Source organism: Cohaesibacter celericrescens (genome assembly GCF_002866925.1).
GTDB classification, from domain to species: domain Bacteria; phylum Pseudomonadota; class Alphaproteobacteria; order Rhizobiales; family Cohaesibacteraceae; genus Cohaesibacter; species Cohaesibacter celericrescens.
Genome location: NZ_PKUQ01000055.1, coordinates 399,551 through 425,421, shown reverse-complemented (window position 1 = coordinate 425,421; position 25,871 = coordinate 399,551). Strand labels below are relative to the sequence as shown.

Annotated in this window: 27 protein-coding genes; 15 read left to right on the top strand and 12 right to left on the bottom strand. The window is 50.5% G+C overall.

The window, feature by feature from the left end:
- Window positions 1-138 precede the first annotated feature (138 nt).
- The 5 genes from C0081_RS22965 (at window position 139) to C0081_RS22950 (ending at window position 3,254) form a co-directional block, all read left to right on the top strand.
- Window positions 139-582, top strand: a complete 444-nt coding sequence (locus tag C0081_RS22965; RefSeq protein ID WP_210200599.1) for a VOC family protein — start codon at window positions 139-141, stop codon at window positions 580-582.
- Window positions 583-736: 154 nt separating this feature from the next.
- Window positions 737-1,369 (top strand): LysE family translocator, encoded by a 633-nt coding sequence (locus C0081_RS22960; RefSeq protein ID WP_101536040.1) that lies wholly within the window; start codon window positions 737-739, stop codon window positions 1,367-1,369.
- Window positions 1,370-1,573: 204 nt separating this feature from the next.
- Complete coding sequence (locus C0081_RS22955) at window positions 1,574-2,197, top strand: SCO family protein (RefSeq protein WP_101536039.1); 624 nt, start codon at window positions 1,574-1,576, stop codon at window positions 2,195-2,197.
- 89 nt (window positions 2,198-2,286) lie between these two features.
- Window positions 2,287-2,454, top strand: a complete 168-nt coding sequence (locus C0081_RS23335) for a hypothetical protein (protein WP_180967030.1) — start codon at window positions 2,287-2,289, stop codon at window positions 2,452-2,454.
- A 41-nt stretch (window positions 2,455-2,495) separates the two neighbouring features.
- Entirely contained in the window at window positions 2,496-3,254 is a 759-nt protein-coding gene (locus C0081_RS22950) for a TlyA family RNA methyltransferase (protein ID WP_101536038.1), read from the top strand.
- 9 nt (window positions 3,255-3,263) lie between these two features.
- Here the strand turns inward: C0081_RS22950 and ubiA are convergent, their stop codons facing one another.
- A complete protein-coding gene (gene ubiA, locus C0081_RS22945; RefSeq protein WP_245418036.1) occupies window positions 3,264-4,235 on the bottom strand; it encodes a 4-hydroxybenzoate octaprenyltransferase in 972 nt (323 codons plus the stop codon).
- A 329-nt stretch (window positions 4,236-4,564) separates the two neighbouring features.
- On the opposite strand from ubiA, the gene purD reads away from it, so the two are divergent.
- Window positions 4,565-5,860, top strand: a complete 1,296-nt coding sequence (gene purD / locus C0081_RS22940; protein WP_101536037.1) for a phosphoribosylamine--glycine ligase — start codon at window positions 4,565-4,567, stop codon at window positions 5,858-5,860.
- An 85-nt stretch (window positions 5,861-5,945) separates the two neighbouring features.
- Here purD and C0081_RS22935 read toward each other — a convergent pair whose 3' ends face one another.
- Window positions 5,946-6,881: a FecR family protein gene (locus C0081_RS22935; RefSeq protein ID WP_180967029.1), complete on the bottom strand. Its 936-nt coding sequence runs from the start codon at window positions 6,879-6,881 to the stop codon at window positions 5,946-5,948.
- Between the two features lie 475 nt (window positions 6,882-7,356).
- Here C0081_RS22935 and C0081_RS22930 point away from each other — a divergent pair, with 475 nt between their 5' ends.
- From C0081_RS22930 to C0081_RS22915, 4 genes are all read left to right on the top strand, one after another.
- A complete protein-coding gene (locus tag C0081_RS22930) occupies window positions 7,357-8,595 on the top strand; it encodes a class I SAM-dependent RNA methyltransferase (RefSeq protein WP_245418035.1) in 1,239 nt (412 codons plus the stop codon).
- Between the two features lie 139 nt (window positions 8,596-8,734).
- Window positions 8,735-9,040, top strand: a complete 306-nt coding sequence (locus C0081_RS22925; protein WP_101536034.1) for a hypothetical protein — start codon at window positions 8,735-8,737, stop codon at window positions 9,038-9,040.
- A gap of 127 nt (window positions 9,041-9,167) precedes the next feature.
- The gene (locus C0081_RS22920; protein WP_210200598.1) at window positions 9,168-9,473 is read left to right on the top strand and encodes a hypothetical protein; all 306 of its coding nucleotides are present in this window, start codon (window positions 9,168-9,170) and stop codon (window positions 9,471-9,473) included.
- Between the two features lie 178 nt (window positions 9,474-9,651).
- Window positions 9,652-10,116: an SRPBCC domain-containing protein gene (locus C0081_RS22915; protein WP_101536033.1), complete on the top strand. Its 465-nt coding sequence runs from the start codon at window positions 9,652-9,654 to the stop codon at window positions 10,114-10,116.
- Between the two features lie 130 nt (window positions 10,117-10,246).
- Here C0081_RS22915 and ald read toward each other — a convergent pair whose 3' ends face one another.
- A complete protein-coding gene (gene ald, locus C0081_RS22910) occupies window positions 10,247-11,365 on the bottom strand; it encodes an alanine dehydrogenase (protein WP_101536032.1) in 1,119 nt (372 codons plus the stop codon).
- Window positions 11,366-11,622: 257 nt separating this feature from the next.
- Here ald and C0081_RS22905 point away from each other — a divergent pair, with 257 nt between their 5' ends.
- The gene (locus C0081_RS22905) at window positions 11,623-12,084 is read left to right on the top strand and encodes an Lrp/AsnC family transcriptional regulator (RefSeq protein WP_210200610.1); all 462 of its coding nucleotides are present in this window, start codon (window positions 11,623-11,625) and stop codon (window positions 12,082-12,084) included.
- A 16-nt stretch (window positions 12,085-12,100) separates the two neighbouring features.
- Here the strand turns inward: C0081_RS22905 and C0081_RS22900 are convergent, their stop codons facing one another.
- Together C0081_RS22900 and C0081_RS22895 are read right to left on the bottom strand one after the other, a co-directional pair.
- Window positions 12,101-13,507 (bottom strand): ATP-binding protein, encoded by a 1,407-nt coding sequence (locus tag C0081_RS22900; RefSeq protein ID WP_101536031.1) that lies wholly within the window; start codon window positions 13,505-13,507, stop codon window positions 12,101-12,103.
- On the bottom strand, window positions 13,507-14,235 hold the full coding sequence (locus C0081_RS22895) for a response regulator (protein ID WP_101536030.1): 729 nt from the start codon (window positions 14,233-14,235) through the stop codon (window positions 13,507-13,509). The genes C0081_RS22900 and C0081_RS22895 overlap by 1 nt, the downstream gene beginning before the upstream one ends.
- A gap of 234 nt (window positions 14,236-14,469) precedes the next feature.
- Here C0081_RS22895 and C0081_RS22890 point away from each other — a divergent pair, with 234 nt between their 5' ends.
- From C0081_RS22890 to C0081_RS22880, 3 genes are all read left to right on the top strand, one after another.
- Entirely contained in the window at window positions 14,470-15,000 is a 531-nt protein-coding gene (locus C0081_RS22890) for a hypothetical protein (RefSeq protein WP_245418034.1), read from the top strand.
- Window positions 15,001-15,942: 942 nt separating this feature from the next.
- Complete coding sequence (locus tag C0081_RS22885; RefSeq protein ID WP_101536029.1) at window positions 15,943-16,677, top strand: hypothetical protein; 735 nt, start codon at window positions 15,943-15,945, stop codon at window positions 16,675-16,677.
- 22 nt (window positions 16,678-16,699) lie between these two features.
- Entirely contained in the window at window positions 16,700-17,365 is a 666-nt protein-coding gene (locus C0081_RS22880; protein ID WP_101536028.1) for a trimeric intracellular cation channel family protein, read from the top strand.
- A gap of 68 nt (window positions 17,366-17,433) precedes the next feature.
- On the opposite strand, the gene C0081_RS22875 is transcribed toward C0081_RS22880, so the two are convergent.
- Window positions 17,434-17,943 (bottom strand): GNAT family N-acetyltransferase, encoded by a 510-nt coding sequence (locus C0081_RS22875; RefSeq protein ID WP_146006527.1) that lies wholly within the window; start codon window positions 17,941-17,943, stop codon window positions 17,434-17,436.
- Between the two features lie 451 nt (window positions 17,944-18,394).
- Here C0081_RS22875 and C0081_RS22870 point away from each other — a divergent pair, with 451 nt between their 5' ends.
- Window positions 18,395-19,585 carry a PepSY-associated TM helix domain-containing protein gene (locus C0081_RS22870; protein ID WP_101536026.1) on the top strand — a complete coding sequence of 397 codons (1,191 nt, stop codon included), beginning with the start codon at window positions 18,395-18,397 and terminating at the stop codon, window positions 19,583-19,585.
- 142 nt (window positions 19,586-19,727) lie between these two features.
- Here C0081_RS22870 and ribB read toward each other — a convergent pair whose 3' ends face one another.
- From ribB to C0081_RS22840, 6 genes are all read right to left on the bottom strand, one after another.
- Window positions 19,728-20,831, bottom strand: a complete 1,104-nt coding sequence (ribB, locus tag C0081_RS22865; RefSeq protein ID WP_101536025.1) for a 3,4-dihydroxy-2-butanone-4-phosphate synthase — start codon at window positions 20,829-20,831, stop codon at window positions 19,728-19,730.
- Between the two features lie 98 nt (window positions 20,832-20,929).
- Window positions 20,930-22,024, bottom strand: a complete 1,095-nt coding sequence (gene aroC / locus C0081_RS22860) for a chorismate synthase (RefSeq protein ID WP_101536081.1) — start codon at window positions 22,022-22,024, stop codon at window positions 20,930-20,932.
- A gap of 176 nt (window positions 22,025-22,200) precedes the next feature.
- Window positions 22,201-22,731 (bottom strand): hypothetical protein, encoded by a 531-nt coding sequence (locus tag C0081_RS22855; protein WP_146006526.1) that lies wholly within the window; start codon window positions 22,729-22,731, stop codon window positions 22,201-22,203.
- A 264-nt stretch (window positions 22,732-22,995) separates the two neighbouring features.
- Window positions 22,996-23,592, bottom strand: coding sequence for a histidine phosphatase family protein (locus C0081_RS22850; protein ID WP_180967028.1), 597 nt, complete (start codon window positions 23,590-23,592; stop codon window positions 22,996-22,998).
- A gap of 195 nt (window positions 23,593-23,787) precedes the next feature.
- Entirely contained in the window at window positions 23,788-24,597 is an 810-nt protein-coding gene (gene fabI, locus C0081_RS22845; protein WP_101536022.1) for an enoyl-ACP reductase FabI, read from the bottom strand.
- A 488-nt stretch (window positions 24,598-25,085) separates the two neighbouring features.
- Complete coding sequence (locus C0081_RS22840) at window positions 25,086-25,790, bottom strand: TetR/AcrR family transcriptional regulator (protein WP_101536021.1); 705 nt, start codon at window positions 25,788-25,790, stop codon at window positions 25,086-25,088.
- Between the last annotated feature and the right edge of the window lie 81 nt (window positions 25,791-25,871).

Below are 25,871 nucleotides of genomic sequence, written 5' to 3'. Positions count from 1 at the left end.
AGAAATTAATAGGTCCTGAGCCTAGACATAACGGTTGCGCAAAACATTCCGGTTGCGCGTGTTTTATCTTGACAAGACACGCGCAACCGCTCAAATTAATTAGAACAAATAGTGAACTTATTATTTTTGGAGGCTTCCTTGTCTGATGAAATTTCCCATGATGATTTGCCCGCGATAATGTCCCATGTTTCAATCGGGGTGACTGACTATGCCAAATCCAGAGCGTTTTACGAAGCCGTGCTAGCGACTATCGGGGCCAAAGTGGTTATGGAGGTTGATGCACCGGGCGTTCAAGCAGCCGCTTTCGGCAAGCAATTCCCTGAATTCTGGGTACAAACCCCTCATGACGGTGAAAAGCCCAGCGTTGGCAATGGCACCCACTTCGGCTTTCTTGCTCCAAACAACAGCGCTGTGCGGGCCTTTTGGGACAAAGCCGTAGAATTGGGCGCTTCACCGGATGGAGAACCCGGCCCACGGCCTCATTATGGCGAAGCCTATTACGGCTGCTTTTTGCGTGATCTGGATGGCCACAAAATCGAAGCAATGGCTTGGAATGCTGCTTTCGATACCGGTCACGATTAATCACAATTGCCTTGCGTTTGAGTAGGGCATCCGTGAAGGATAGACGCCGGTCCGTTTTCCTTCTAAAAGTCCAGCGTCACCTCCGCGCAGTCAAGATCAAGGGTGTGAAGGGTGCCCCGACATACCATCATGCTCCCTTCCCTCAGGGCACACCATGTTTGAACATTTCCCCTTTTTAAGTGTCTTCGTCGCGCTCGCTGCTCTGACTTTAGCACCGGGTGTGGACACTATTCTGGTTTTGCGAAATGCGGCGCGGGGCGGGTTTTCCGATGGTTTGATGACCAGCTTTGGCATTTGCAGCGGCTTGTTTGTGCATGCCACGATTTCGGCGCTGGGATTGTCTGTCATACTGCTAAAATCGGCTAACCTGTTTGCCTTGCTCAAATATGCAGGCGCAGTTTTCCTGCTCTATCTCGCACTACAATCTTTGTTGGCGGCATGGCGTGGAAGCGGTCTGGTGGTCGAAAGCGGTATGCCGCGAAAAAGCAATCTGATAAACGCCTTTCGGGAAGGTCTTTTATCCAATGTGCTCAACCCCAAGCCCATCATCTTTTACATGATGTTCCTTCCCCAGTTTATCGACCCTGCGGCGTCAACCCTTGGACAATCATTGCTGGTCGCAACAATTCATTTTGTGCTGGGGATGAGTTGGTTGGGAGGATTGGCATTCATGGTGCATGGCGCGCGACGATATCTGGCGCGCACCGCCATTGCGCGTGGCCTAAACGGTCTCACCGGAACCATCTTGCTCGGTTTTGGTATCAAACTCGCCCTGTTTGAACAATGAGCCAATCAGCTGATCACTACAAGTTCGCAAACGCTGACGCATGCGCAGATGCGGAGGCAACAGATTTAGCCTGTTGATCCGTCTGCGATCACAATGAATTCAGTTGAGCCTATAGTCGGGTAACACAGCTGCCAATTGACCTTATCGATCGGCTTGCTTAGAAGGGAAGCAAGTTGGCTCAAACTATATGAAAGCTTTTGTGAGATGCAAAAAGGAATTCGCCTCATTGCCTGGACACTAGTCCTTTTGATCACGGCCGCTTTGGGCGTGATGATTTTTCAGTGGTACAGTGAAGAATTGAACGTACAAAAGACACAGTCGGGCCAGTCAAGCATTGCAATCGGTGGAGACTTCGCGCTCACAGATCACACGGGCAAAGCCGTCACGGCAGCAGATTATACCGACAAGCCATTGGTGATCTATTTCGGTTACACATTCTGCCCGGATGTTTGCCCCACCACGTTGAGCGAGATGACCTTGTGGGTGGAAGAGCTGGGTGATGATGCCAAAAAGCTCAATTACCTATTCATAACGGTGGATCCAGAACGCGATGATCAAGAATCGGTAGCGCAATATGTTGATGCGTTTTTTGACGATCTGGTCGGCTTGCGCGGCACCAAAGAACAAACCGAAGCCGTGATCAAGTCATATCGGGTCTATGCCAAAAAAGTCGAAGACGAGGCTGCTGACAGCAATTATGTCATGGATCACACGGCATCGGTATTCTTGATGAAAAAGAACAATGTGTTCTCAGGCACCATCTCCTATGGTGAAGCTCATGATTCCGCCGTCGCCAAACTGAGAAAGCTGATCGCATCCGCTGAATAGGTTGCCCGTTGTAAGACAAGCTTGGCAAATAGCGTTGTTTGCCAAGCTGTGATAGTCTTCATCAAGCAAACCAGCGTTTGAGAGAGCCGATGGACAACATTCCGACCAGCGAACAAAAGTCTGAAGTCAACCGGATCATCTATTGGTCCGCGGGCATTTTGTCGTTCGTTGCCATCCTAGGCTTGGCGATTTGGTCACAGGCGGGCGCTGCTGTGTATTTCGATCGCATATCGGGCGCTTTCATGGGCTGCTTCTGATATCGCTTCTTTGATGTTTCCTTACGCCCTTGGCACTTTCCATGAAAAAACTTCGTCTAGATCAAGCCCTTGTCGAACGCAAGCTCGCTCCATCGCGGGCTCGGGCACGCGATGCCATCAAACGAGGCGGCGTTTGCGTGGATGGTTCCCCCGCCACCAAGGCCAGTCAGATGGTCTCGGACACCGCTCAATTGACCCTGAATGACCCAGCCTCTGCCTATGTCTCCCGCGCCGCGTTGAAGCTCATTCATGCCCTTGATCAGTTTGGATTTGAGCCGGCAGGCAAAACCTGTGTTGACATCGGCGCCTCAACGGGTGGGTTTTGTCAGGTGCTTCTGGAAAGAGGAGCAAGCGAAGTGTTTGGCGTCGACGTGGGTCATGACCAAATGCATGCGCGACTGGTAAACCATCCAAGACTGCATGTGCTGGAGGGGGTCAATGCCCGCCACCTTGATACCGGCCATATCCCGATACCCTTTAGCGGTCTGGTCAGCGATGTATCTTTCATTTCGCTTCGCTTGGCATTGCCGCCAGCGCTGGCAATGGCGTCCGAGGGTGCTTTTGCTGCATTGCTCGTCAAACCACAGTTCGAAGTGGGCAAGGATGGCATTGGCAAAGGGGGGCTCGTTCGCGACCCAACCGAAGGAACCGCCACGGCAGAACGCCTAGCCATGTGGCTTGACAGCCCGTCCGAGCCTCTAACAAAGGGGTGGCGCGCGCTGGATTTGGTGCCCTCCCCAATTTTGGGTGGTGACGGCAACAAAGAATATCTGCTAGGCGCAATCAAGGATCGGTGCTGAATTGAAGCCTCACGCCCAGATACTGGCCAACAAACCGGCAAACAACAGCCAACCGACCTGAGTGTTCGAGCGGAACAAGAACAAACACTGATCGCCGTTGTTGATATCAAGGATCCATATCTGCCATCCCATATGAATGGTAGCAATCGCGAGACCAACAAAGGCTGGCCACGCCACGCCCGAGACAATCATGCTGGTCATCATCAGCGACACCATCACAAAATAGAAGAGGATCAGCCAAGCTCTGGTATTCTCTGCAAATAACAATGCGGTGGATTTTACGCCGATCATGACATCATCTTCCCTGTCCTGATGGGCATATATGGTGTCATACCCGATGGTCCAGACAATGCAAGCGACATACATGACCACCGGAGCGACATCCAGACTACCGGTGATCGAAGTCCAACCAACCAACGCCCCCCATGAAAAAGCCAGCCCCAGTACCAATTGAGGCCAATTGGTGATGCGTTTCATAAAAGGATAGATGGCCACCACACTGAGCGACCCCAATCCGAGCCAGATGGTGTATGTGTTGAATTGCAATAGCACAACAAGTCCGATCAGGCCTTGGATAGCAAACCAAACCCACGCATTTTTGCGGGTTACCTGATGGCTGGGCAATGGCCTAGAGCGGGTGCGCTCAACCAGCTCATCAATCTTGTAATCAACAATGTCATTGTAGGTACACCCGGCTCCACGCATAACAATCGCGCCAAGCCAAAAGGCAACGCCATACCACAGGATTGTTCCCACAGGCGGCTGTTGACCGCTTTCCCGCGTGGCGACAGCGAGCGTCAGGGACCAAATGCATGGCCAAAGCAAAAGCCACCAACCGATCGGGCGCTCCAGACGAGACAGCCGCGCATAGGGGCGGAACCAGGCAGGCGAAAAAGTGTCGACCCAATGGCCACGTACGGCATCTGCCACGCGGCCCTCTATAGCCCCTATTTCGTCCTTCATGGGAATATGTCCGCTCATTGTCCTATGCCCTTTCAGTCCGTAATTTCCACGAGCAGATTTGACCCAATGGCCCCACCTCGTCAACCGTTCATCTGTAATACGGCAACAAAAAGTGGCTTTCTCTCATCTGATGACTGGTCTGGCTATCAACGCACAATAGGACCGTGACTGTTGCCACATCGGGATCAACCGTTGGGCTTACCTTCAAGTTTGACAACAATTGCCTGCCTTGAACGGCATTTGTTGTCAGTGAGGCTTGATTTTGGCGGGGTTGGCAGGTAGCAGACAGGCAGCCATATCTGTGCTCTTTGTCGAGCTGTGTTTACGCCCTTTGAAAGGTGGCCATAATGTCTGATCGCCTCAATATTTTACTCATTGGTTCTGGTGGACGGGAACACGCCCTCGCCTACGGCCTGAAAAAGTCCCCCCGGCTTGGCAAACTGTATGTTGCACCGGGCAATGCTGGCCTTTGGCAGATGGCTGAAAAAGCAGAGGTGAGCGAGAGCGATCATGCTGCTGTCATTGCCTTTTGCCAATCCAATGCCATTGATTTTGTCATCGTTGGCCCAGAGGCTCCGCTTGTGGACGGCTTGGTAGACAGCCTTACTGCGGCTGGTATTGAGGCCTTCGGTCCATCGCGCGAGGCTTCCCAACTGGAAGGGTCCAAGGGTTACACCAAAGATCTTTGTGCTGAGTTTGATATCCCGACCGCAGCTTACGCACGCTTTACAAATTGCGACGCGGCACTTGAGTATTTGTCTAGCCACCCTGCTCCGATTGTCATCAAAGCAGATGGTCTGGCCGCAGGCAAGGGCGTGACGGTCGCCATGAGCGACGATGAGGCGATCGCTGCGGTCAAGGATTGTTTTGACGGGGCTTTTGGGGATGCAGGTGCCGAAGTGGTGATTGAGGCCTTTTTACAAGGCGAAGAAGCCAGCCTCTTTGCGCTGTGTGATGGCGAGACCGCACTGCATTTGGCTTCGGCGCAAGACCATAAGCCAGTAGGCGAAGGCGATACCGGCCCCAACACGGGCGGTATGGGCGCCTACAGTCCAGCGCCCATTATGGATGATGCCATGACCGAACGGGTAATGGAAAGCATTGTCCGCCCAACCCTGAAGGGCATGGCCAGCCGTGGCGCGCCTTTCTCGGGTATTTTGTTTGTCGGCTTAATGATTACTCAAAAGGGACCAGAACTTATCGAATATAACGTCCGCTTTGGAGATCCTGAGTGCCAGACCCTGATGATGCGCCTTGAAAGCGACCTGCTGGAGCTGTTGCTGTCTGCAAGCCGAGGCACCTTGAAGGGTGTTGAGGCTCAATGGTCTGATGATGTGGTGATGAATGTGGTTCTGGCTTCAAAAGGCTATCCCGGTTCTTATGAAAAGGGCACTGTGATTGACGACCTTAGCGTAGCCCAAGCCATCGATGGCGTGACAATCTTCCATGCAGGCACCGCAAAAAAAGATGGGAAACTGGTAGCGACCGGCGGTCGGGTGCTCAATGTATGCGCACGAGGAAAAAATGTTTCTCAAGCGCAACGCTTGGCTTATGAAGCCGTTGACGCCATTCGTTGGGACAACGGGTTCTGTCGGCGTGATATCGGATGGCGCGCGGTTGCTAGAGAGCAAAACGCAAAATAGCACTTGCTGAATATTGCAAACCTAAAAAGCCCGCGCTGGAAATATCCAGCGCGGGCTTTTGTGTATGAATGTCTCACTGATCAGACTAGGCACCTTTACGGCGGACAGCAATATAGGCGGCACCGAAGCCGATGACGAGCCCGACAGCGACCGCGGCAAAGATCAGTCCAACCCAACGGCGAAGACCATCATACTCAATTTTCGCACCAAAGAACTCCAATATTGGCTGTAACACCGCAAGAGTGGCGTTGATCACACCATCCACACCATACTTGGCATACATCATGCCTTGAGATGCAACGCCGGCCAAAAAGCCCATCAGGCCTCCACCTCTATCCTGATTTTCCCACTCCTGCATATTACCTCTTTCGCGAGTAGGCTGGTCAACGGAATCTGGAAAAACATCATCGCGATCCAAGAAGACCATGCGAACGACAGCATTTGTTGGCGATGCACCAGACACGTCCGACAGTTGTGCGATATTCATTGCAACCGCTTGTCCTGCGCCTACATATTCGATTTGGTCTGCATATTTATTTTTGACTTCAACTGAGCCTTCTTGCACACGCACCTCAGTACTGGAAGCCCCTATAGACACTGTAAATTGGGTCCCTTTCACAGCCGCCACCATAAAAGGCGTCTGGACTGAAAAATGCGGCGCATCCCTCTTGCTGACAACAAGGTGAAGCGTACCGCGTTTCTGAGTTATGACGGTTTTTCCTGCTTCCAAGGTCTCTGCGAGAGGTAAGGACAAGGTGGAGCCGGACCCAACCTGAATACGTTCGTCTTTGCGCTTCAGCTGAACACGGGTGCGAGAACTGGTGATCAAGGTCTGGCCAGGGCCGAACCTGTGATTTTCTTCAACCTGAATTTTTTCCTGATTTTCAGATATAATCCATGCTGTGCCTGTGACTTTACCGACGGTCCAGATATGCTCGAACGGTTCATCCGCATTCTGAGCCAATGCCACCGTCACAAAGGAAAGATAGGCTGTAAGAATTGCGGCCAAGAATAAACGCACAGCACACTCCATATTTAAGCTGTTGGAACCACATTCCATACACAACGCCATCTCCGCCCACAGAATGGGGAGACTCACTAAACGTGCATATGGGGAACTCCGCTTACGGTAGCACACCGGGGTAAACTTAGCGTAAAAAGCTCGATAAAAATAAACTACAACGATAGCGCGATGAGCCACCTCTTCCGCTCATTTGCGGTATATGAGATCTGACATCAGCGCCGGTTTGGGAAGAACAAAGCTCATAGCAGACAAAAGCAATAGCAAACATTTGAAAACAATAGACTTCTCCCCCAATGCAACAGTATATGTATTTTTGACCATCCGGCTGCCTCAGAGTTTGCAACAACCCGATAGCCTGCTACAACGCAACAACAAGAAGCTGCGCCACGATTCACACATAATGTGGGCGAGTCAAGAATGGTGATGTTGCCGTTTTTGCATCGACAAAAGCTTCCAGAAAGACAGGACGTAAGTGACAGATCCAGTTGAAATGATCGTAGACAAGCTTGGTGCTAAAGGCGATGGCATTGCGTATCACAATGGAAAAAGCCTTTATGTCCCCTTTGCTTTGGCTGGAGAAACAATTCTTGTCGAACCTTCGGGTGAACGAGGCGAGCTCAAACAGGTCGTGATCCCTTCCCTAGACAGGATTGAACCCGTTTGTTCGTTGTTTCAAACTTGCGGTGGCTGCTCGATGCAACATTTGGCACCTGAGCCCTATACGGCATGGAAGCGAGACATGGTGGTTGATGCCTTGGCGTCACGAGGATTGGACGGCACATCCATTGGGCCTATGATTACTACCAAAGTGGGTGGAAGACGGCGCGCAGTTTTGAGCGCCCGCTTGATGGGCCGCCGGTTGTTGTTCGGCTATCATGAAGTGAAATCAAATCGCATTGTTGACGTTGATAAATGTCCATTGCTGGTTCCTGCCCTATCAAACCTTCTTCCTAAGTTGGCGGGTTTCTTGCCTCTTTTCATGAATAAAAAAGACGAGGTGCGCGTCACACTGCTGGCCACTGAATCCGGCGTTGATGTCGGATTGGAAGGCGTCAAAGACCTGTATGGCGGGCCGGATTATCTCAAAGCAGTCGAAGCGGCGGAAACGCTGGATTTGGCACGTCTGTCGGCGAATGGTGAAGTGTTGCTCGAACGCCGCCCGCCCTTGTTACCAATGGGCGCCGCGCAAGTGAGCCCACCTCCGGGTGCCTTTGTGCAAGCGGATGAAAGCGCAGAGATCGCGATGGCCCAACGGGTCATGGATGCCGTGGGGGATGCCAAGCGGGTTATTGACCTTTTCTGCGGCTCGGGCACCTTTGCCCTCAGACTGGCAAAAAAAGCGCAGGTATGGGCGCTAGAAGGCGACGAGGCAGCCGTAAAGGCACTCGAACGCGGCTGGCGCTTTGGCACCAACCTCAAAGGCATAAAGATGGAGCGGCGCGATCTTTTCCGTCGCCCCGTGCTGGCTGCTGAAATGAAAAAATTTGGCGCACTGGTGTTTGATCCTCCAAGAATTGGCTCAAAAGCACAAGCAGAAGAAATTGCCAAGTCTGCTGTGCCCGTCGTCGTTGCTGTGTCTTGCAACCCGGGCACTTTGGCTCGTGATTTACGCATCTTGGTAGATGGGGGTTACAAGCTCGAGAGCGTTACACCAGTGGATCAGTTTCTCTTTTCTCCCCATGTGGAGTGTATTGCCGTGCTTCGAAAATAGCATTTTTCGCTTTGCTGGTCCTTAGTTGCTGCCCTTCAAGCGTCATAGTTCTATGCTAAACCTTGATCGCTCTGTCCTACACCCTAAATAGGGGTGATGAGAAATATTGCTCATTTTGTTCTGAAAGGGACGCCGCCTTATGGCCCATATCAAACGCTGGCTCATTATAGCCGCTGCCATTTTGCTGTTTTTTATCGGCTTAGCGTCGGTATGGACACCCTTTCCTATTGGAGCAATCCTGATGATGTTCGCGACCGTACTGCTGATTACCAACAGCCGTACGGGTCGAAATTTTGTGCGTGGTGTGCGCAGGCGGTTTGCTTTTGTCGACAATCGTATGGCTTGGTTTGAAAGTCGTAGTCAGGCGAAAATGGTGCGCGTATTGCGGACCACTCGACCACTGGAATATCGCTTAAAACATCGCGCTCAAAGCCTTCAACCATAGATTTGATAGCTGAAGGTTGATGCCTCTTGTGCTCGCGCTGTCGTGCTTTTGTTACATAATGCGTCTATCGAAGAAATCTCATGGTGGGATCTGCCGTTAAGGCAGCAATCAAAAAGGATTGTTTTTCGTGATCGCCAACTTCAAGCACTGGGCCATCGTTGGATTTTCCATTCTTTGTCTGACCGTTGGCTTGGCTACGATCTGGCTGCCTATTCCGACAGGCGTTCCCCTCCTCAGCCTCGGCGCCTTTCTGATTATCGCCAACAGCCGCACAGGCCGTCGCTGGGTGCGTCGGCTAAGGAAAAAACTAGATTGGCTTGATTATGCCATTTCGTGGGTTGAAGAGCGCACGGGAAACACCTTTAGTCGCGTTCTAAAAACCACCAGACCGTTGATGACCCGCCATCGCAAGAAGTCCCAAGACCCGGCCTAGGCTCGCATACCGCCCGATGGTTGTCGGCAACAGTACGAGGGCATCGTGGCAATCATTTTTCCTTGCCTCTTGGGTGCTTGAGATTGGGGATAATGCGGCCGTCTATCGAATTGTTGTGAATCTGAAGGGGGATCGCTATTCTTATGTGATCTTAAGCAGACACCGATTCTGAGGGACGATGATGCTCAAGCCAATTGTCAAAGTGATTGAAGTGCCGGTGGACAGCGTGACTGCCTATCAGCTTTTCACTGAAAACATGGGAGATTGGTGGCCACTTGCAAGCCGTTCGATTTCTTTTCATTCCGATGGTGTTGCTGCCAAGGCCCTTGAAACAGATCCTGTAGATGGTGGTGCGATTGTTGAAATTGCTGCTGACGGCACGCGACATGTGTGGGGTCATTTCCTAGATTGTGATCCACCCAGCTCTATTGCGATGAAATTTCATATGGGCCAGCCTGAAGACCATGCAACTCATCTGGTGGTTAGCTTCATCGAAATGGGCGATCAACAGACATTGGTCAAATTGATGCATAGTGGTTGGGAGAGCTATGGCGCGCTGGCGCAAGTGATGCGCGATGGCTACGAACTAGGATGGGACGAGATCTTTTGTCAGGCTTTTGCTGCTGCTTGCAAAACGGCCTAATCCCTATTTGTCCTAGATATAATATCCCAATTGCACAAAGAAAAAGCCCGGTTTTGAAAAACCGAGCTTTTCCGCATGTCTGGTTCTGTTGAGGAAGAGGTGTGCCGTCCTCCCCCTCACTGAAGGAGAATTACAGTCCCAGAATGCTTTCGGGGGACACATAGTCATGGCCAAGGTCGTTCGCCACGGCTTCGTAAGTGATTTGGCCTTCATGCACATTCAGGCCATTCCGCAGATGGACATTGTCTTTGAGCGCCTGCACCCAGCCTTTGTTAGCCAGAGACAAGGTGAAAGGCAGTGTTGCGTTGTTCAAGGCAAATGTTGAAGTGCGCGCAACACAGCCGGGCATGTTGGCCACGCAATAGTGTACAACGCCGTCAACAACATAGGTCGGGTCGGAGTGTGTGGTTGCTTTTGACGTTTCAAAGCAACCACCCTGATCGATAGCGACATCAACAACGACCGAACCATTGCGCATGCTTTTGATCATTTCACGCGTGACCAGCTTGGGCGCAGCTGCACCGGGGACAAGGACCGTGCCAATGACCATGTCAGCTGTTTTGACCAGACTGGCGATATTGCCTTTATTGGAATAAACAGTTTTCACAGCGGTGCCAAAACGATCAACAGCGGCTCGCAGAGCATCGGTGTTGCGATCAACCATCGTAACGGATGCGCCCATACCCAACGCGATGCGCGCAGCATTTGTACCGGAAACGCCAGCACCGATGATCACAACTTCAGCAGCATCAACACCGGGTACGCCACCGAGCAGAACACCCATGCCGCCACCGTTGTTTTCCAACGCCTGAGCTCCAACCTGGGGTGCGAGACGACCTGCAACCTCAGACATGGGAAACAACAGCGGAAGGGTACTATTGGCTGCCGTGACGGTCTCATAGGCAATGCATGTGGCGCCGGATTTCATAAGGTCATCGGTCTGGACGGCATCGGGGGCCAGATGAAGATACGTGAAAAGAACTTGGCCTTTGCGCAATTTGGCGCGCTCAACGGCTTGCGGCTCTTTGACTTTGACAATCATATCCGCTTTGGCAAAAATCTCGTCAGGACCATCTACAATGGTCGCGCCAGCAGCGATATAATCTTCGTCGGTACAATTGATGCCTGCACCGGCTTGGGTTTCGATTGTGACTTGGTGTCCATTGGCGGTCAATTCACCAACGGAAGATGGCACGAGACCAACACGGTCTTCATGATCCTTGATCTCTTTTGGACATCCGATATGCATAAATGATAACTCTCTCTGGGGATTGCTGCCCTTGCGCTCTTTTTTTATCGTCCGGCAGGAAGGCCCCAAAGAGGCAATCCGTCCGTCGATTAAACGCTTTTAGGCATTGCATTATCACTCAATGATGGAGCAAAATTCACGCAATGTGTCGCGAAAAATCATTGCAAATCAACCCAAATTTCGCATATTATTGCAAAGCTTGTCTATATTTCGCATATTATTGCTCAAAATACGAGAAAGTTAGAATTTTCATGAATCTGCCAAATCTTGATCGGCGCGATCGGTCGATTCTCAATTTCCTGCAAGAAAATGGTCGCCTGACCAATGCAGAGCTGGCGGAAAAGGTGAGCTTGTCGCCATCGGCCTGCCTTCGGCGCGTAAAACTGCTGGAAGAGAGCGGCTTGATCGCCGGCTACCATATGCAGCTCGACATGAAAGCGTGCGGGCTATCGGGTGCCGCTTTCGTTTTTGTGACGCTGGATGGTCAAGGCCGTGAAACATTGGCCCGTTTCGAACGGGCAATCAAACATATCAATGAAATTCAGGACTGCTATTTGCTGGCGGGGCAATATGACTATTTATTGCGGATTGTCTATCGCAATGCGGAGGATCTGGAACGCATTCACCATGACATTTTGACCAACCTACCCGGTGTGGTGCGGGTAAACTCAACACTCACTTTGCGTGCAGTCAAGCATACCAGCAAATTGGAAATGTAACCCTTGAAAATTGAGATTATTCGGCCAACGGGATACGGACCACCACGGTCAGACCGCCACCGGGGGTGTCATCCAGAATCATCTCGGCATTATGATTGACTGCTGCATTGAGAGCGATGGCGAGCCCGAGGCCAAATCCGGACGTCTCATTCATGGTGCGCGCTTTGTCTCCGCGGGCAAAGGGTTCTTGCAGCAACGCCTTGTCTTTGAGAGGAATTCCGGGACCGTGATCAATAACCTTGAGACAAACATGAGTTTCGTCACGGACCAATTGTAGAGCACAAGACCCCGCATATTTGATGGCGTTATCGACCAAATTATCGACCATGCGCAGCAATTCATTCGGATGTGCCTTAATGGTGGCCGGAACCATATCAATGATCGATACGTCGTATCCTGAATCACTCCATTCGCTGACAAGGCTATCAATAAGACTGCTCAGTTCCCATGATGCCATCTCGTCTCCGGCATCTCCCCTGCGGAAATAGATCATCAGACGCGATAACAGGCCGTCCATCATATCCAAATCGCGCAGAAAGGCGTTTTTGACATCATCGGGTTCGATCACGTCGGCACGCAATCGAAGGCGGGTCACTGGTGTGCGCAAGTCATGCCCAACAGCAGCGAGCATGCGGGTTCTATCCTCAATCAAGTGGTGGATACGATCTTGCATTTTATTCAGAGCACGGGCTGCCAATCGGACTTCGCTTGGGCCTGTTTCCGCTGCTAGTTGCGGTTCGGAATTGTCCTTACCAATCTTATCTGTCACTTGAGCCAGCCTACGGATCGGTATGATCAAGAAATAGATCGCCCAGATCATCAACAAGATCATGCAGATAACGACGAAAAAAGAAATCGTGTCGACAGCCATATTGGGTGGTGTGCGTAATCTGATCTTTCTACTGCTGCTGATAACCTGCCCGTCGGGCATTTGGAAATAGAGCGTAGCCCTGACCCTGCTGTCCCCTTTCTTGAGTGGGCTTTCCTCTTTCAACTCCTCTATCGAACGAGCAAATGAGAAAGGTTCTATGATTACTGGACGATTGTCAGGCCGCTTGGGGCCTCGCCAAAGGTCTCTGGGTGGTCCGGATCCAAACATAAAATCGTCGCGTTCATTGTTCCAAGCAAGTCCGTCGGGTAGTTCAAAGGTTTGAGAGTGAACAACAAGAGTGACATCTGGATAGCGTTTTTTCAGCCTATCCAATTGTCTCAACCGGTCTTGCAACGGTGTTTGCGCCAAGATTTCTGCCACGCCTTTTTGTCGTTCTGTAAAGCCCGCAATTGGTGGATCCACAAAATCACGGCGCGTCAGGGAGACTGTTACAAACAGGCTGACGATAAACACGCTAAATGCGAGAACCAGCAAGATGAGCAATTGCGCGGCAATGGAATTCAGAAACGAAATTTTATTTGTTTTTGCCATCAAAGTTCACGCTGCTCGCTAACCGGAGCTATAAACTCATAGCCACCTGAGCGCACAGTGTGAATAAGCTTGGGAGCATTTTCCCGACTTTCCAGTTTACGGCGCAAACGAGAAATCAGAATGTCAATGCTGCGCTCTGTTGCGCCGGAGGAGCGCCCTTGCGTTAACTCGATAAGTTGCTCGCGCGTCAAGGTTAGACCCGGTCTCTCACAAAAAGTGCGCAACAAATCAAACTCGGCTGGTGTCAAATGGATCTGCACATCTTTTTGATCCCTTAGCTCACGCTTGCGAATATCGAGCTTCCAATTATCGCCAAAATAGAGCACTGCCGCTTGAACGCGGCTATCCTTAACCGCCATACGACTGCGGCGAAGCATCGCTTTGATCCGAGCTTCCAATTCGCGGGGGTTAAAAGGCTTGGCCATATAGTCATCAGCACCCAATTCAAGGCCGACAACACGATCAATATCTTCCCCTTTGGCTGATAAAATCAAAATGGGTATTGTTGATACTGAACGCAGGCGGGCGCAGATTGCTAGTCCGTCTTCACCGGGCAGCATGACATCAAGCAACACCATATCAATGCGGCTGCGCGCGAGAATGGCGTCCGCCTCATGACCATTGGATGCCAGAGAAACCGACCAGCCATTGCGTTTTAGCAGCGCCGCAAGCAGGGACTGAATTTCGATATCGTCTTCAACGACTAGGATGTGTGTGTTGGTTTGCATGTCTCATCTTTTAAGCAAGCGCGTTAAAAATGCAAAGAAGACCTCACATATTTTGAAGTTTTCAGTGTGTTTTTTGTTTCTATTTGTGTCTGCTCAAGCGACAGAAATCTACAGAAACAATTAGACATCTTTGGGTAAACAGACGTTAACGAATAGATCTCAAGCTACAAACGTAAATTCTACATGCTATCGGATTGCACCCTCTAGCGGGGCATATCCAGAAGGATAAAATCCATGAATCCCATTAGTAGCTCAGGCATGATGCCCATGGCGGGGATGCAACCAATGTCTCCCCAGTCTGCGGTGGAAGATAAGTTGTCCGCATTGGTCGAGTCTGGCGAAATCAGCTCAACTGATGAAAGTGCCATCTCTGAGGCTCTCAGTGATATTGGCACAGAATTACAAAGCTCTGCCCCAGAACCAGGTACGCCCCCTCCTTCCAAGGAAGAGATGGATGCCAAAATCGACAGTTTGATCGAAGAGCAGGTCTCTTCAGGCACATTGTCGGAGTCTCAGGCAGAAGATCTTTCCGCAATGTTTGATGAACTTCAGTCTCAGGGTGAGACACAAGGCTCACGCCCACCACCTCCACCACCGCCATCGGGTAGCACAAGCGATTCGAGCAACACAGATAGCGTCGCGAGCAGCAGCTCCAGTGATATCGGGCAGTTTCTGCAAATGCTAGCAGAGCAGAATAGCACAAGCTATGGCACCAACGGCACCGTCCAAGGTGAAGGCTCCTATTTGTTCAACTATTCAGCCTGACTTAGCCTTCTGCATAAAGGCGTTTCAGTTTGAGTATCATTTATGTTTGTGGCAAGTGGACAGAGATAAGGAAAAAGATCCTTATATCTCTGTCTGCATCGTCTATTGGCACTCTACAAGGCAAGCGCCTAAGCGCTTGAAGCCTTTTCCCGAACAGATGCATCACAATCTTTGTTTCAGGCTTGAAATTGCATTGAACAGATGACCCATTAAAGCCGTGATTGCCGTCAGAAAAAGCATATTGCGCATTTTAACTCCCCATTGTCGCTTGTCATCGGCCCCTTGTACGCGAGACTTTAGTCTCTTGGATCAAGTGACGGCTGCCCCCCTTATATCAAGGGCCGCATTTGCGATGCTCCAAATTTGAGTAAAGATCGAGCCGGCCGAGAGAATGGAGCGGTTCTGCTTGGCCAATTCCTCATTGTCCGGCCAGATCCCTATCCACTCTCAATCTGAACGGAAAACCAACGGTCGCACGCCAATTTCGCTCTAGATCTTTCCTTACCACTTTGCATCAAAGCGCGTTTTTTCGCCTCTGATGCACCTAAGATGCCTATCAATTGTTTGGAAATTAGGGCGCATCGTAACAGCCGCATAAAAAAGTGTATCCGATTGTAATAGCTCTTCACCGATGTCTGTTTTGGAGCTTTTTCTCGCCTTTTGACTTAAGTGCATCGACCTACGTTAAATTGTAAATACAATCGTTAAAACTCGTTTGATCCATTTAATATTGCTCAGAACAAATCATGACCATATATCAAACAAATCACTATAGTTCAGAACACTCACAATCAGAAAAAGAACATAAAGTGAATATAAGTTGTTAAACTATATTGATATTCCATGAGAAATTCATAAAGATTAACCAATTATTATTTTGTTAATCTTTCCATGCAAAGCCGAGCTACAATTCCTTTATAAGACCAAAACAAAGGCGCCAAAATGGATCTTTTCACCTCCATAGATATCTATTGTGAACGGACAGATGCCAGTTTTTGGTCAGAGCCGATTAACGCAGTTACAAATCTGGCTTTTCTAATATCTGCGCTTTGGGCTTTCTGGACCTATCGCACTTTGCTGCTCGGAGATAGAAAGCAGGGCCACGACTGGCTGATCCTCATCGCCCTTGTCATGGCTGGATTGATTGGCATTGGTTCCTTTCTGTTTCACACCTATGCAACAATCTGGGCGTCCTATGCAGATGTCATACCGATCTGGAGCTTTGTTGCCTTTTATCTATTTCTGGCCCTATACCGCATTGTCGGATTGTCGCTCTGGCGTACCTTGCGCATCTATGCCATTGCACTTTGCGTCACCGCCGGGGCGCTTTGGCTGGTATCAACAGCGCTGTTGGCATCTGACGGTGTCGAGGCCGGGAGCGACGGCTTCAATGGCTCTACCCAGTATTTGCCGGGTATGATCGCGTTGTATGGCTTTGCGGTGGCATTGTTTATCCGCCACCACGCGGCCCGCGGCTGGATTTTATCGGCGGCAGTGACATTTTCCGTATCGATCTTTTTTCGCACCATAGATCTCAATGTATGCGTCGGCTTTCCGCTGGGTACTCATTTTCTTTGGCACTGCCTGAACGGTCTTTTCATAGGCTTTCTACTTCAGGCATTGGTACGCTATGGACGCAAGCCTCAGTCTGGGTTAAACGCGGAGACAAATCGCTAGCTCTCCGCAAAGGCCTGATCCCATGATGCTAACGCTTTCTGATATTCTTAATAACGTGGTACCGGTTTTTTTCTATTCCGGACTGGTGGTTTTCGCTATGTCCGGTGGCCTGCGAGCGATCCAGGCTGACATGGATTTATTCGGCGTTCTGATGGTGGGGTTTGTCACAGGTGCGGGCGGAGGTACCTTGCGCGATATTCTGATTGGTGCCCTGCCTGTGAATTGGGTGAGCGATCCTACACCGCTGGCGATCTTGTTTCCGGCGTCTTTACTGGCTTATGGCGTGCACAGCATCAATTGGTCCAACCGCGCGATCTTCAACTGGATAGACGCCATTGGCATGGCCGTTTTTTGCGTCACAGGCGCAGCAATGACAATGGATATGGGACTGCATCCTGTAATCTGCGTTATGATGGGCGTTATCACGGCCACCTTTGGCGGCCTCATTCGCGATATTCTTTGCAATATTGTGCCGCTGATGCTGCGACAGGAGATCTATGCTACGGCCGCTCTGTTGGGTTCGACCTTGTATGTAGGAATGGATTTGATGGAAATGGACCCTGCATTGAGCGCCTTAACGGGCATGAGTGCAGCATTGGTTTTGCGCGGTTTCGCCATTCGCTACAAATTCAACATCAAAGAAGACAGCAATGACGAGCCACCACAGATGTTCGAACGTGGAGAATAGTCGCTCTCCCGTCCCTATCGCGGACGGGAGAGTGCGTCGCACGCGGCCGTTGATTCGTTAGACCGCGACTAATAAAGCGCCCTTACCATTTGTGTTTTACTCGACAAGAAACCGACCTGCTCATAGAAAGAGCGGGCCTGATTATTGAAATTATAAACATTGAGAATAACCTCCCCCGCCCCTTGTGCGCGGGACCAGGCTTCGGACTCGCGGATCAATGACCGCGCAACTCCCCGGCGGCGCATCGCTTCGTCGACCACCACATTGTCAATTTCAAATACCACACGCGCGGGGAAAACCGGCCCTGCGGCATAGCTGCGCAGCAAAACCGTACAGAGGCCCATCAAGCGCGCCTCTTCATCCTCATGCAAAGGGGAACTCTCGGCCACAAGCAATACACGATCTGGCCGCTCAATCAGGTCTGAAACATAAGACAGATCACGCGGGGTTCGATTGTTTTGCTTGGGAAAGCGGAGTGGATCTTGCTTGTGGTGAAATTCATCCAGTTGCTGCCACAACGGCGCCATAGCCTCGAAATCATCAACGCAAGCGGGACGGATGTAAAATGGTAAGGTCACGTCTTTTTCTCCAAATCTGTTGCCCTTTGGATGGGCAAGCCTTGTTAAGGCGCGGAGATCAGACACTTGAAAAGCAAAAACCACCGAACCCGGTGGTCTGTCTCATCATTATAAAATCGCACGAGAAAACCACCCACCTATCAAGATGGGTAATAATAAGAAACAACTGCGATGTGTGTTTTTGTGCTCATAGACGGACGTTAGACAAACACAGATCAAGGGTCAAGCTGCATTTGTCTAAGGCTTTATACTAAGTATTTCCAAATAGAGCATGCACCGACAGCACAAAGCAACGGTGAACAAGTGAAGGAGAATTGTAACCTTCTGTATCACAAGTCAGTTTTGCCACAAAACGCGACAATTGGGTGGCTTGTTGGCAATCTATCGGAATACTAGTCTGGTAAAAATTGGATCAATATTCTGTTTTTTACCTATCGACCGGAGACATCTCATGTCCTTCAAGCGCATTATTTTCTGGTCCCATCTCGTTGTTGGCTTGGCCACCGGAGTTGTCATTTTCATTTTGGCGCTGACGGGTGTTTTTCTGACCTATGAAATGCAAATTGAAGGTTTTTTTGCCCCAAAAGTTAGCCCGACTGTCGAGCGGGCCGAAATGCTTTCGACCGATGAGCTGATCGCCATTGCGCAACCTGTTTTCAAGGGGCAAACCGCAACACTCGACTATTACAGCGATGCCTCAAAGCCATTGACAGTCAAGGCTGGCCGCCATGATGTCAGGCTGATTGACCCATACAGCGGCAGCTTCATCGAATCCGGATCAAACCCCACCGATGGATTTTTCCAATTTGTAGAGGATCTGCACCGGTCCCTTGCCATGGGCTTTAACAGCACGGGCGCGCAGGCCGTTAAAGTGTCCAACCTTGCATTCCTGTTTATCGCTGTGTCTGGCATATATTTGTGGCTTCCCCGCCGATGGAAATGGCCTTTCATCAAGCAGAAAATCGTCTTTATACGCAAGGCTCCAACATCCAAGGCGCGGGACTATAACTGGCATCATGTCTTTTCTTTCTGGGTGTTGATCCCGCTGATTGCGGTGGTAGGATCTGGTGTTGTTCTGTCTTATCAGTGGGCCAATACCCTTGTTTTTCAAGCTGCCAGACTGAGCGTGCAGCAAGGACGTGGCATGGGTAGAGGCATGGGAAAAGGCATGGGAAAAGGCATGTGGGCGCGCAGCACCGAGGCGCCTGACAGCGCATTGGCCACTGACAAGCTGGTCACCTATCAGAAAATTTTTGAAAAAGCTCGTGACGTTGAAGCCGGATGGCAGGTGATTTCATTCGTATTGCCAAACTCTGAAAAGGCCAAGACCATCGATATTGTGATCGACACCGGAAACGGCAAACAAGCAACGGCTCAACAGACTGTTACCTATAGCCGCGAAACCGGTAATGTCGTCAAGATCAAAGGTCCCGATGAGATGGCAACACCGACTCAAAGCTTGCGCCGCTATATCCGCTTTTTGCATACGGGAGAAGTCTATGGCGTCATAGGTCAAACGCTTGCAGGCATCGCCTCACTTGCCACCCTCTTCATGGTGTGGACTGGATTTGCGCTTGCGTGGCGCCGATTGATCGGCCCTTGGTTTAAACCTCATGCCAAAGTAATTGATTCAACCAACTGACTTCATTCCTGCACTCTCAAATTCAGTTGGCATGAAAGCATCCTGTTTGTTTGGAAACAGGGTGCTTTCTTATTACAAAAAACCCGCAGATTCCATAAGGGGCCTGCGGGTATTGTGTAACGACGTTTTTTGAAAAATAGGTTTAGATGATCTCAGTGCCCGAGACCTCAATGCCAAAGCCCTCAAGGCCGACATAATGACGTTCTTTGGACGCAAGAATGCGAATAGAAGATATGCCCAGCTCTTTTAAAATCTGAGCGCCGAGCCCAATATCGCGCCAGTCATCATCGCGTGATTTGGCGCTTGTATGCTCTTCTGTCTCAGCAAGTTCCAGGCCTTCGCGAGGGCGCATAGAACCAGATGCAACACAGGGCGATCCATCGCGCAAATAGACAAGAACACCGCGATCTGTTGCAAATTTGGCGGTGATTTCATCCAGTTTAGTGGAAGCGCCGAACACGTCCCCCAGTACATTCTCCTGATGAAGACGCACGGGTATATTTTTACCGTCACGGATATCACCATAGATCAGCGCCAAATGCTCCATATCATCGAACTGGACCTTGAATGTCACCGCACGAGCTTTGCCGTGTCGGGTATCCATATCAAACTCTTCAACCCGTTCGATCAAATGCTCTGTACGCTGGCGATAGGCTATCAAATCAGCAACCGACACATGTTTGATGCCATGCTCTTCAGCAAAAGCCATGATCTGTGGCCCTCGTTTGACGGAGCCGTCATCGTTGACCAACTCGGAGATTACACCGATTGGTGGCAAACCCGCCAGTTTGCACAGATCCACTGCAGCTTCGGTATGTCCTGAGCGCACAAGCACGCCACCATCTTTGGAAATCAACGGGAAAATGTGACCGGGACGAACAAAGTCCGTCGGTCCGCTGTTGCCATTGGCAAGGCCATGCACGGTGGTGCAGCGTTCTTCAGCAGAGATCCCCGTTGTGGTACCATGCTTGAAATCAACCGACACGGTGAAGGCGGTAGACAGAGGCGCATTGTTGTTTGCAACCATCGGATCAAGCTGCAAACGTTGGGCATCTTGGCTTGTCATTGGAGCACAGACGATGCCGGAACTGTGGCGAATGATAAAGGCCATTTGTTCCGGAGAAATCTTGGTCGCTGCAACAATCAAATCGCCTTCATTCTCGCGATCATCATCGTCGGTAACAATGACCATTTCACCTTTTTCAAAGGCGCGGATGGCTTCCGCCACGCGTTCCATATCAGGCATATCCCAGTATCTCCCAAATTTCAGGGCCAATCACACAGCCTTGACCAGAGCGGCCCCTGTTTCATGCCCATGCAGTCGTTAATGTTACAAATGCAGTCTTATTGACCGCCCATTTGCGCGCGATGCAGCAGTGTATGATCGGCCAGAACCAACGCCAGCATCGCTTCCCCTACCGGAACAGCTCGTATACCAACACAAGGGTCGTGACGCCCCTTAGTCATCACATCGACCTCTTCGCCAGAGCGGGTGATGGATTTTTTCGGCGTCAGGATCGAGCTGGTCGGTTTGATGGCAAATCTTACCACCACGTCCTGACCGCTGGAAATACCACCAAGGATACCGCCGGCATGATTGGTGCTGAAGACAGCTTGTCCATCAGGGCCTATGCGTATTTCATCGGCATTTTCTTCGCCTGAGAGGGCTGCAGTGGCAAATCCGTCACCGATTTCGACACCCTTAACGGCGTTGATAGACATCATCGCGCTGGCAATGTCCTGATCCAGCTTGGCATAAATCGGCGCTCCGAGACCGGCAGGTACACCGGAGGCGACCACTTCAACCACGGCTCCGATAGAGGAACCTGATTTACGCACGCCGCCAAGATAGGTGGCCCACTCAGCCGCAGCCTCTTTATCAGGGCAGAAGAAAGGGTTGTTGTTGACCTCTTCCCAATCCCAGTTGGCTCGATTGATCTTGTGTGGGCCCATTTGCACCAGCGCGGCACGAACAGTGATATGAGGAATGACTTTGCGTGCGATGGCGCCTGCCGCAACGCGCATAGCAGTTTCACGAGCAGAAGAGCGGCCACCACCTCGATAATCGCGGATGCCGTATTTTGCATCATAGGTAAAGTCAGCATGACCGGGGCGATAGCGCTCGGCTATGCCACCATAGTCTTTTGAGCGTTGATCCGTATTTTGAATGAGAAGGCCGATGGAGGTGCCCGTGGTCACCTGCTCTCCGGTTTGCGGATGAGCAAAGACGCCGGAAAGGATTTCCACTTGATCGGCTTCCTGTCGCTGTGTGGTAAACCGAGATTGACCGGGACGGCGACGATCCAGATCTTTCTGGATCTCTTCTTTGGTCAAACCAATCAGCGAAGGGCAACCATCCACGACACAGCCAATGGCAGGTCCGTGGCTTTCGCCCCAAGTGGTGATCCGAAAGAGATGTCCGAAACTATTATGCGACATAGGCGGTTTGTTTCCCGACTCGATAATGCGGCGGGATACGGTTTTATCACCGACGCGCATCTATGTGAAAATGTGCTGTCGGATGTATTAAAGAGCGCAGCCCAAAAGGTCAAACCGTCAAATGTCAATTCATACCCACTAGCATGTATCCGATAGTCAGCTCAGCGACACCTTGATCAATTCATGAAGGTAGTTGACCAAAAACTACGCCCCTTGCCCTGCACCACTTTGGAGCCTTGGAGATCGCCGCATTTGCGTGTGGTTTTTATGCGCCAATCCCGCGCGCCATTTACTCCATCATAGAGAATCATAAATATATGACCGCTTTGCGAGTACATTTCATAAGTGCGATAAATATGCTTGTTTTGAGATGGAGATCGCATCGACACGCGCTCGTATAGATGCATCCGGTTATTTTTTGCATCAGCAAGCGTTTCAAAACTCCAATTATCGTCTAAGGCACCTTTGCTGGCCCGCCCTAGTTGGAACAACACGCCTTTGTCAGGGAAGCGATGGTCAATGCGTTCAATAGACTTATCGCTGGCGCGGAAATAATAAGGTTTGCCCGCCGACTCGTTGCCTCCATTGCAATAGAAAGCACGATTTGCGAAGGGCGCCGCTATTCCTGCCGCCTGAACAGGTCCGATTCCAAGCGCAAATGAACCCAAGAGCAACGCAGCCACTGCTCCAATTTTCATCTTATTCATTGCATATTCCCCAGAGTGTAACCGACCCAATGAACAGATTGAATGCCGGCTTTAAAACTCAGTACTAATCCCGTATTTGCAGCAGGCTAACAAAAAACAGTTTCGTCTTTGACAGAGGAAAATGCGCAATTTAGTGCAGATTTGGTTCAAATTGTAATCATGTCCTATCTCCAAAAGCAGACCAGATCCTGCCCGTTTCAGAAGTAGAACAAATCATTGAAATTTATAACGTCTTAGGTCGACATTCATCTTGTGGCATTCGGGCTAAATCCAGCGTGCCTCATCCCCTGACCAGAAATAAATTTTGTCCTGTGGCGTTTTTAGCAAGGGTGCGTCCTGTTCTGGCACCTTCTCAAGGAAATATCGGACGATACGCAAGACACCGCCATGGGCAACAACCACGGTGGGTTTGTCCAGTTTGTAGAACCAGCTCCCAATGCGCTCGGCCAACATCTGATAGCTTTCGCCGTTGGGCATTTTGGTCGCCCATTTATCCTCTTCGCGCGCCCAATATTGTGTTGGTTCGCGTTCCTTGATTTCCTCAAGCGTCCAGCCTTCCCAGTCGCCAAAAGAAAACTCAATCAACTTGTCTTCAAAGACGACACTATTGGCCCATGGCGTATCGGTCCATCCTGCTTCCTGCATCATTAATGCAAAGGTTTGGCGGGTGCGCGTCATCGGGCTGCAATAGAGATCGGTGCCTTGCGGGTTGGGCAGAATCTCAGCCAGCTTTGCGCCATTGCGGCGCGCTTGCCCCTCCCCTTTGATATTCAGCGGGATATCGCGCTGACCTTGATAGCGCATTTCTGCATTCCAGTCGGTTTCACCGTGGCGAATGAAATATATTGGGGGGATAGGCATCGTCTCTCCTTGCACCATTGCTGGCGGATCATGTGCATTCCAAGAGAAGCGACAGAGCAAGAGGGCAGCCCCGTCTGCTGTTCATTGCCTTTAGGCCAAAAAAAAGATCCGTGGTCAACCGGCAATGCAGTCAGACCACGGATCATTCTTTAGCCATGCACGATAAACGTGCCAATTTCAGGTGATATTGCTGATCTATACAGAAATATCAGGAGCATCAACAGCCTTCATGCCCACCACATTATAGCCAGCATCAACATGATGAACCTCGCCAGTAACGCCGCGAGAATAGTCAGACAACAGGTAAACAGCAGAATCACCGACCTCTTCAATCGTCACAACACGGCGCAGCGGAGAATTATATTCATTCCATTTCAGAATATAGCGGAAGTCACCAATGCCAGAAGCGGCCAGTGTTTTGATTGGGCCTGCGGAGATGGCGTTCACACGGATATTCTGTTTGCCAAGATCTTCTGCCAGATAGCGAACCGACGTTTCCAGCGCCGATTTGGCCACGCCCATCACGTTGTAATGCGGCATGACTTTTTCGGCCCCATAATAGGTCAGGGTCAACATTGAGCCACCCTCAGTCATCAGCTTCTCGGCGCGCTGTGCAACGGCCGTGAAGGAGTAGCAGGAGATGAACATGGATTTGGAGAAATTCTCTGCCGTTGTATCAACATAACGGCCAGTTAACTCGTCTTTATCCGCGTAAGCAATACAGTGGACGACAAAATCCAGCTTGCCCCATTTTTCTTCGATCGCAGCAAAAACCGCATCCAAGGACTCCGCGTCAGTGACATCGCAATGCCCCGCTACAAAGGCATCCAACTGATCGGCCAGTGGCTCAACTCGTTTTTTCAACGCATCGCCCTGGTAGGTAAAGGCCAGTTCCGCGCCAGCATCCTTACAGGCTTTTGCGATGCCCCATGCAATGGACCGGTTGTTGGCAACACCCATAATCAGGCCGCGTTTGCCATTCATCATTTGCGGTTTTTCAGACATAGAAACCCTCATAAAATCCATAGCGATAGGTTCGCGTATTGTTTAGCGCTCCAGTCAATCATGGACTGAACACCCTACGCGGTTTGGTTCTCCAATGAGTATCAACACTCACTGGTTAGGCCCTTAAAAGGTGCAACTTAGCGCCTGTGAAAGAATCTGAAATCGCGGATCGTAGCCGTTTTGAGCTGTTCCGGCTGATTCCCCTGTGAACCATCTCGCTTTTCGTTCGGCCTTTATCCAACAAGTTGAGGCAAAAATGCAACGCTTAATTAGGAAGCAGGGCACGCGTAACGCTCAATCTTTGTTACAGTTTCTTAACCGCTCTGAGAATTCCTCGCAAAAAGCGACCTTTTGAGAGAGAATGAGACATTCAAGAGAATGCATGCGCTAAATATAACAATGCCGGGAGGACTGATGTGTCTCTCCCGGCTGTTGATTTTTCATTCTGTCTTGTTTGAGCCCCCTGCGCGGAGCCCCAATAAAGACAGCTATGCGCTGACAGACATAAGAACGGCGCCTGAAGATGTGTCCTGTTGCCCCTCGGCAAGACACCCTGCGACAATACTATGAACCGAGAATTTCACGCGTTCATGTAGATTGAAGTTGCGCTGGCTGTTCAGCCACAGTTGCCCCATGCCAAACAGAAGCGCAAGGTATGAGTGGCTGATATCGGATGGATTGACGGTGCTGCCCAACTGTTTGTGCTCCATTGCCGCACGGCACAGTCTCTCCAACGCAAAGGTCAATTGCGTAATAGCACATTTGTGCGCCATGACATGATCGACTGTGCCTGATAAGTCTGCTTCAGCAGCGATACTGCGTTGGCAAATCAGCGTCAACCAAATCCCGGGCGATCGCTCGAAACTATCAGCCATATGCGTAACGACCCCTTGGATCAGATCCAGAGGATTGTTCCAAAGTTCCGCATTCCCAATCAGCACCTTCAATTCTTCTATGACATGCTGGTTTGCTTCATCCAATATCGCCTGATGGAGCTGCTGTTTGGAGCGAAAATGCCTGAATATAGCCGGTTGAGAAATCCCCACCTTATAGGCCAATTCGGTTGTTGAAAGTGACAAGTGACCGGTTGATGCGATACAATCGAACGCAGCATTGACGATCTCAAGTTGACGATGGGCGCTGTTCATTCTGCGAACAGGCCTTTTGCGTGTTTGTATACCTAATGTAGGCATCCAGCTGTCCCCCTGCTGTGATGCGGATAATCATGCGGCGCATTCTATAGACAATGCCCATGAGGATACCATCCTTTCTAA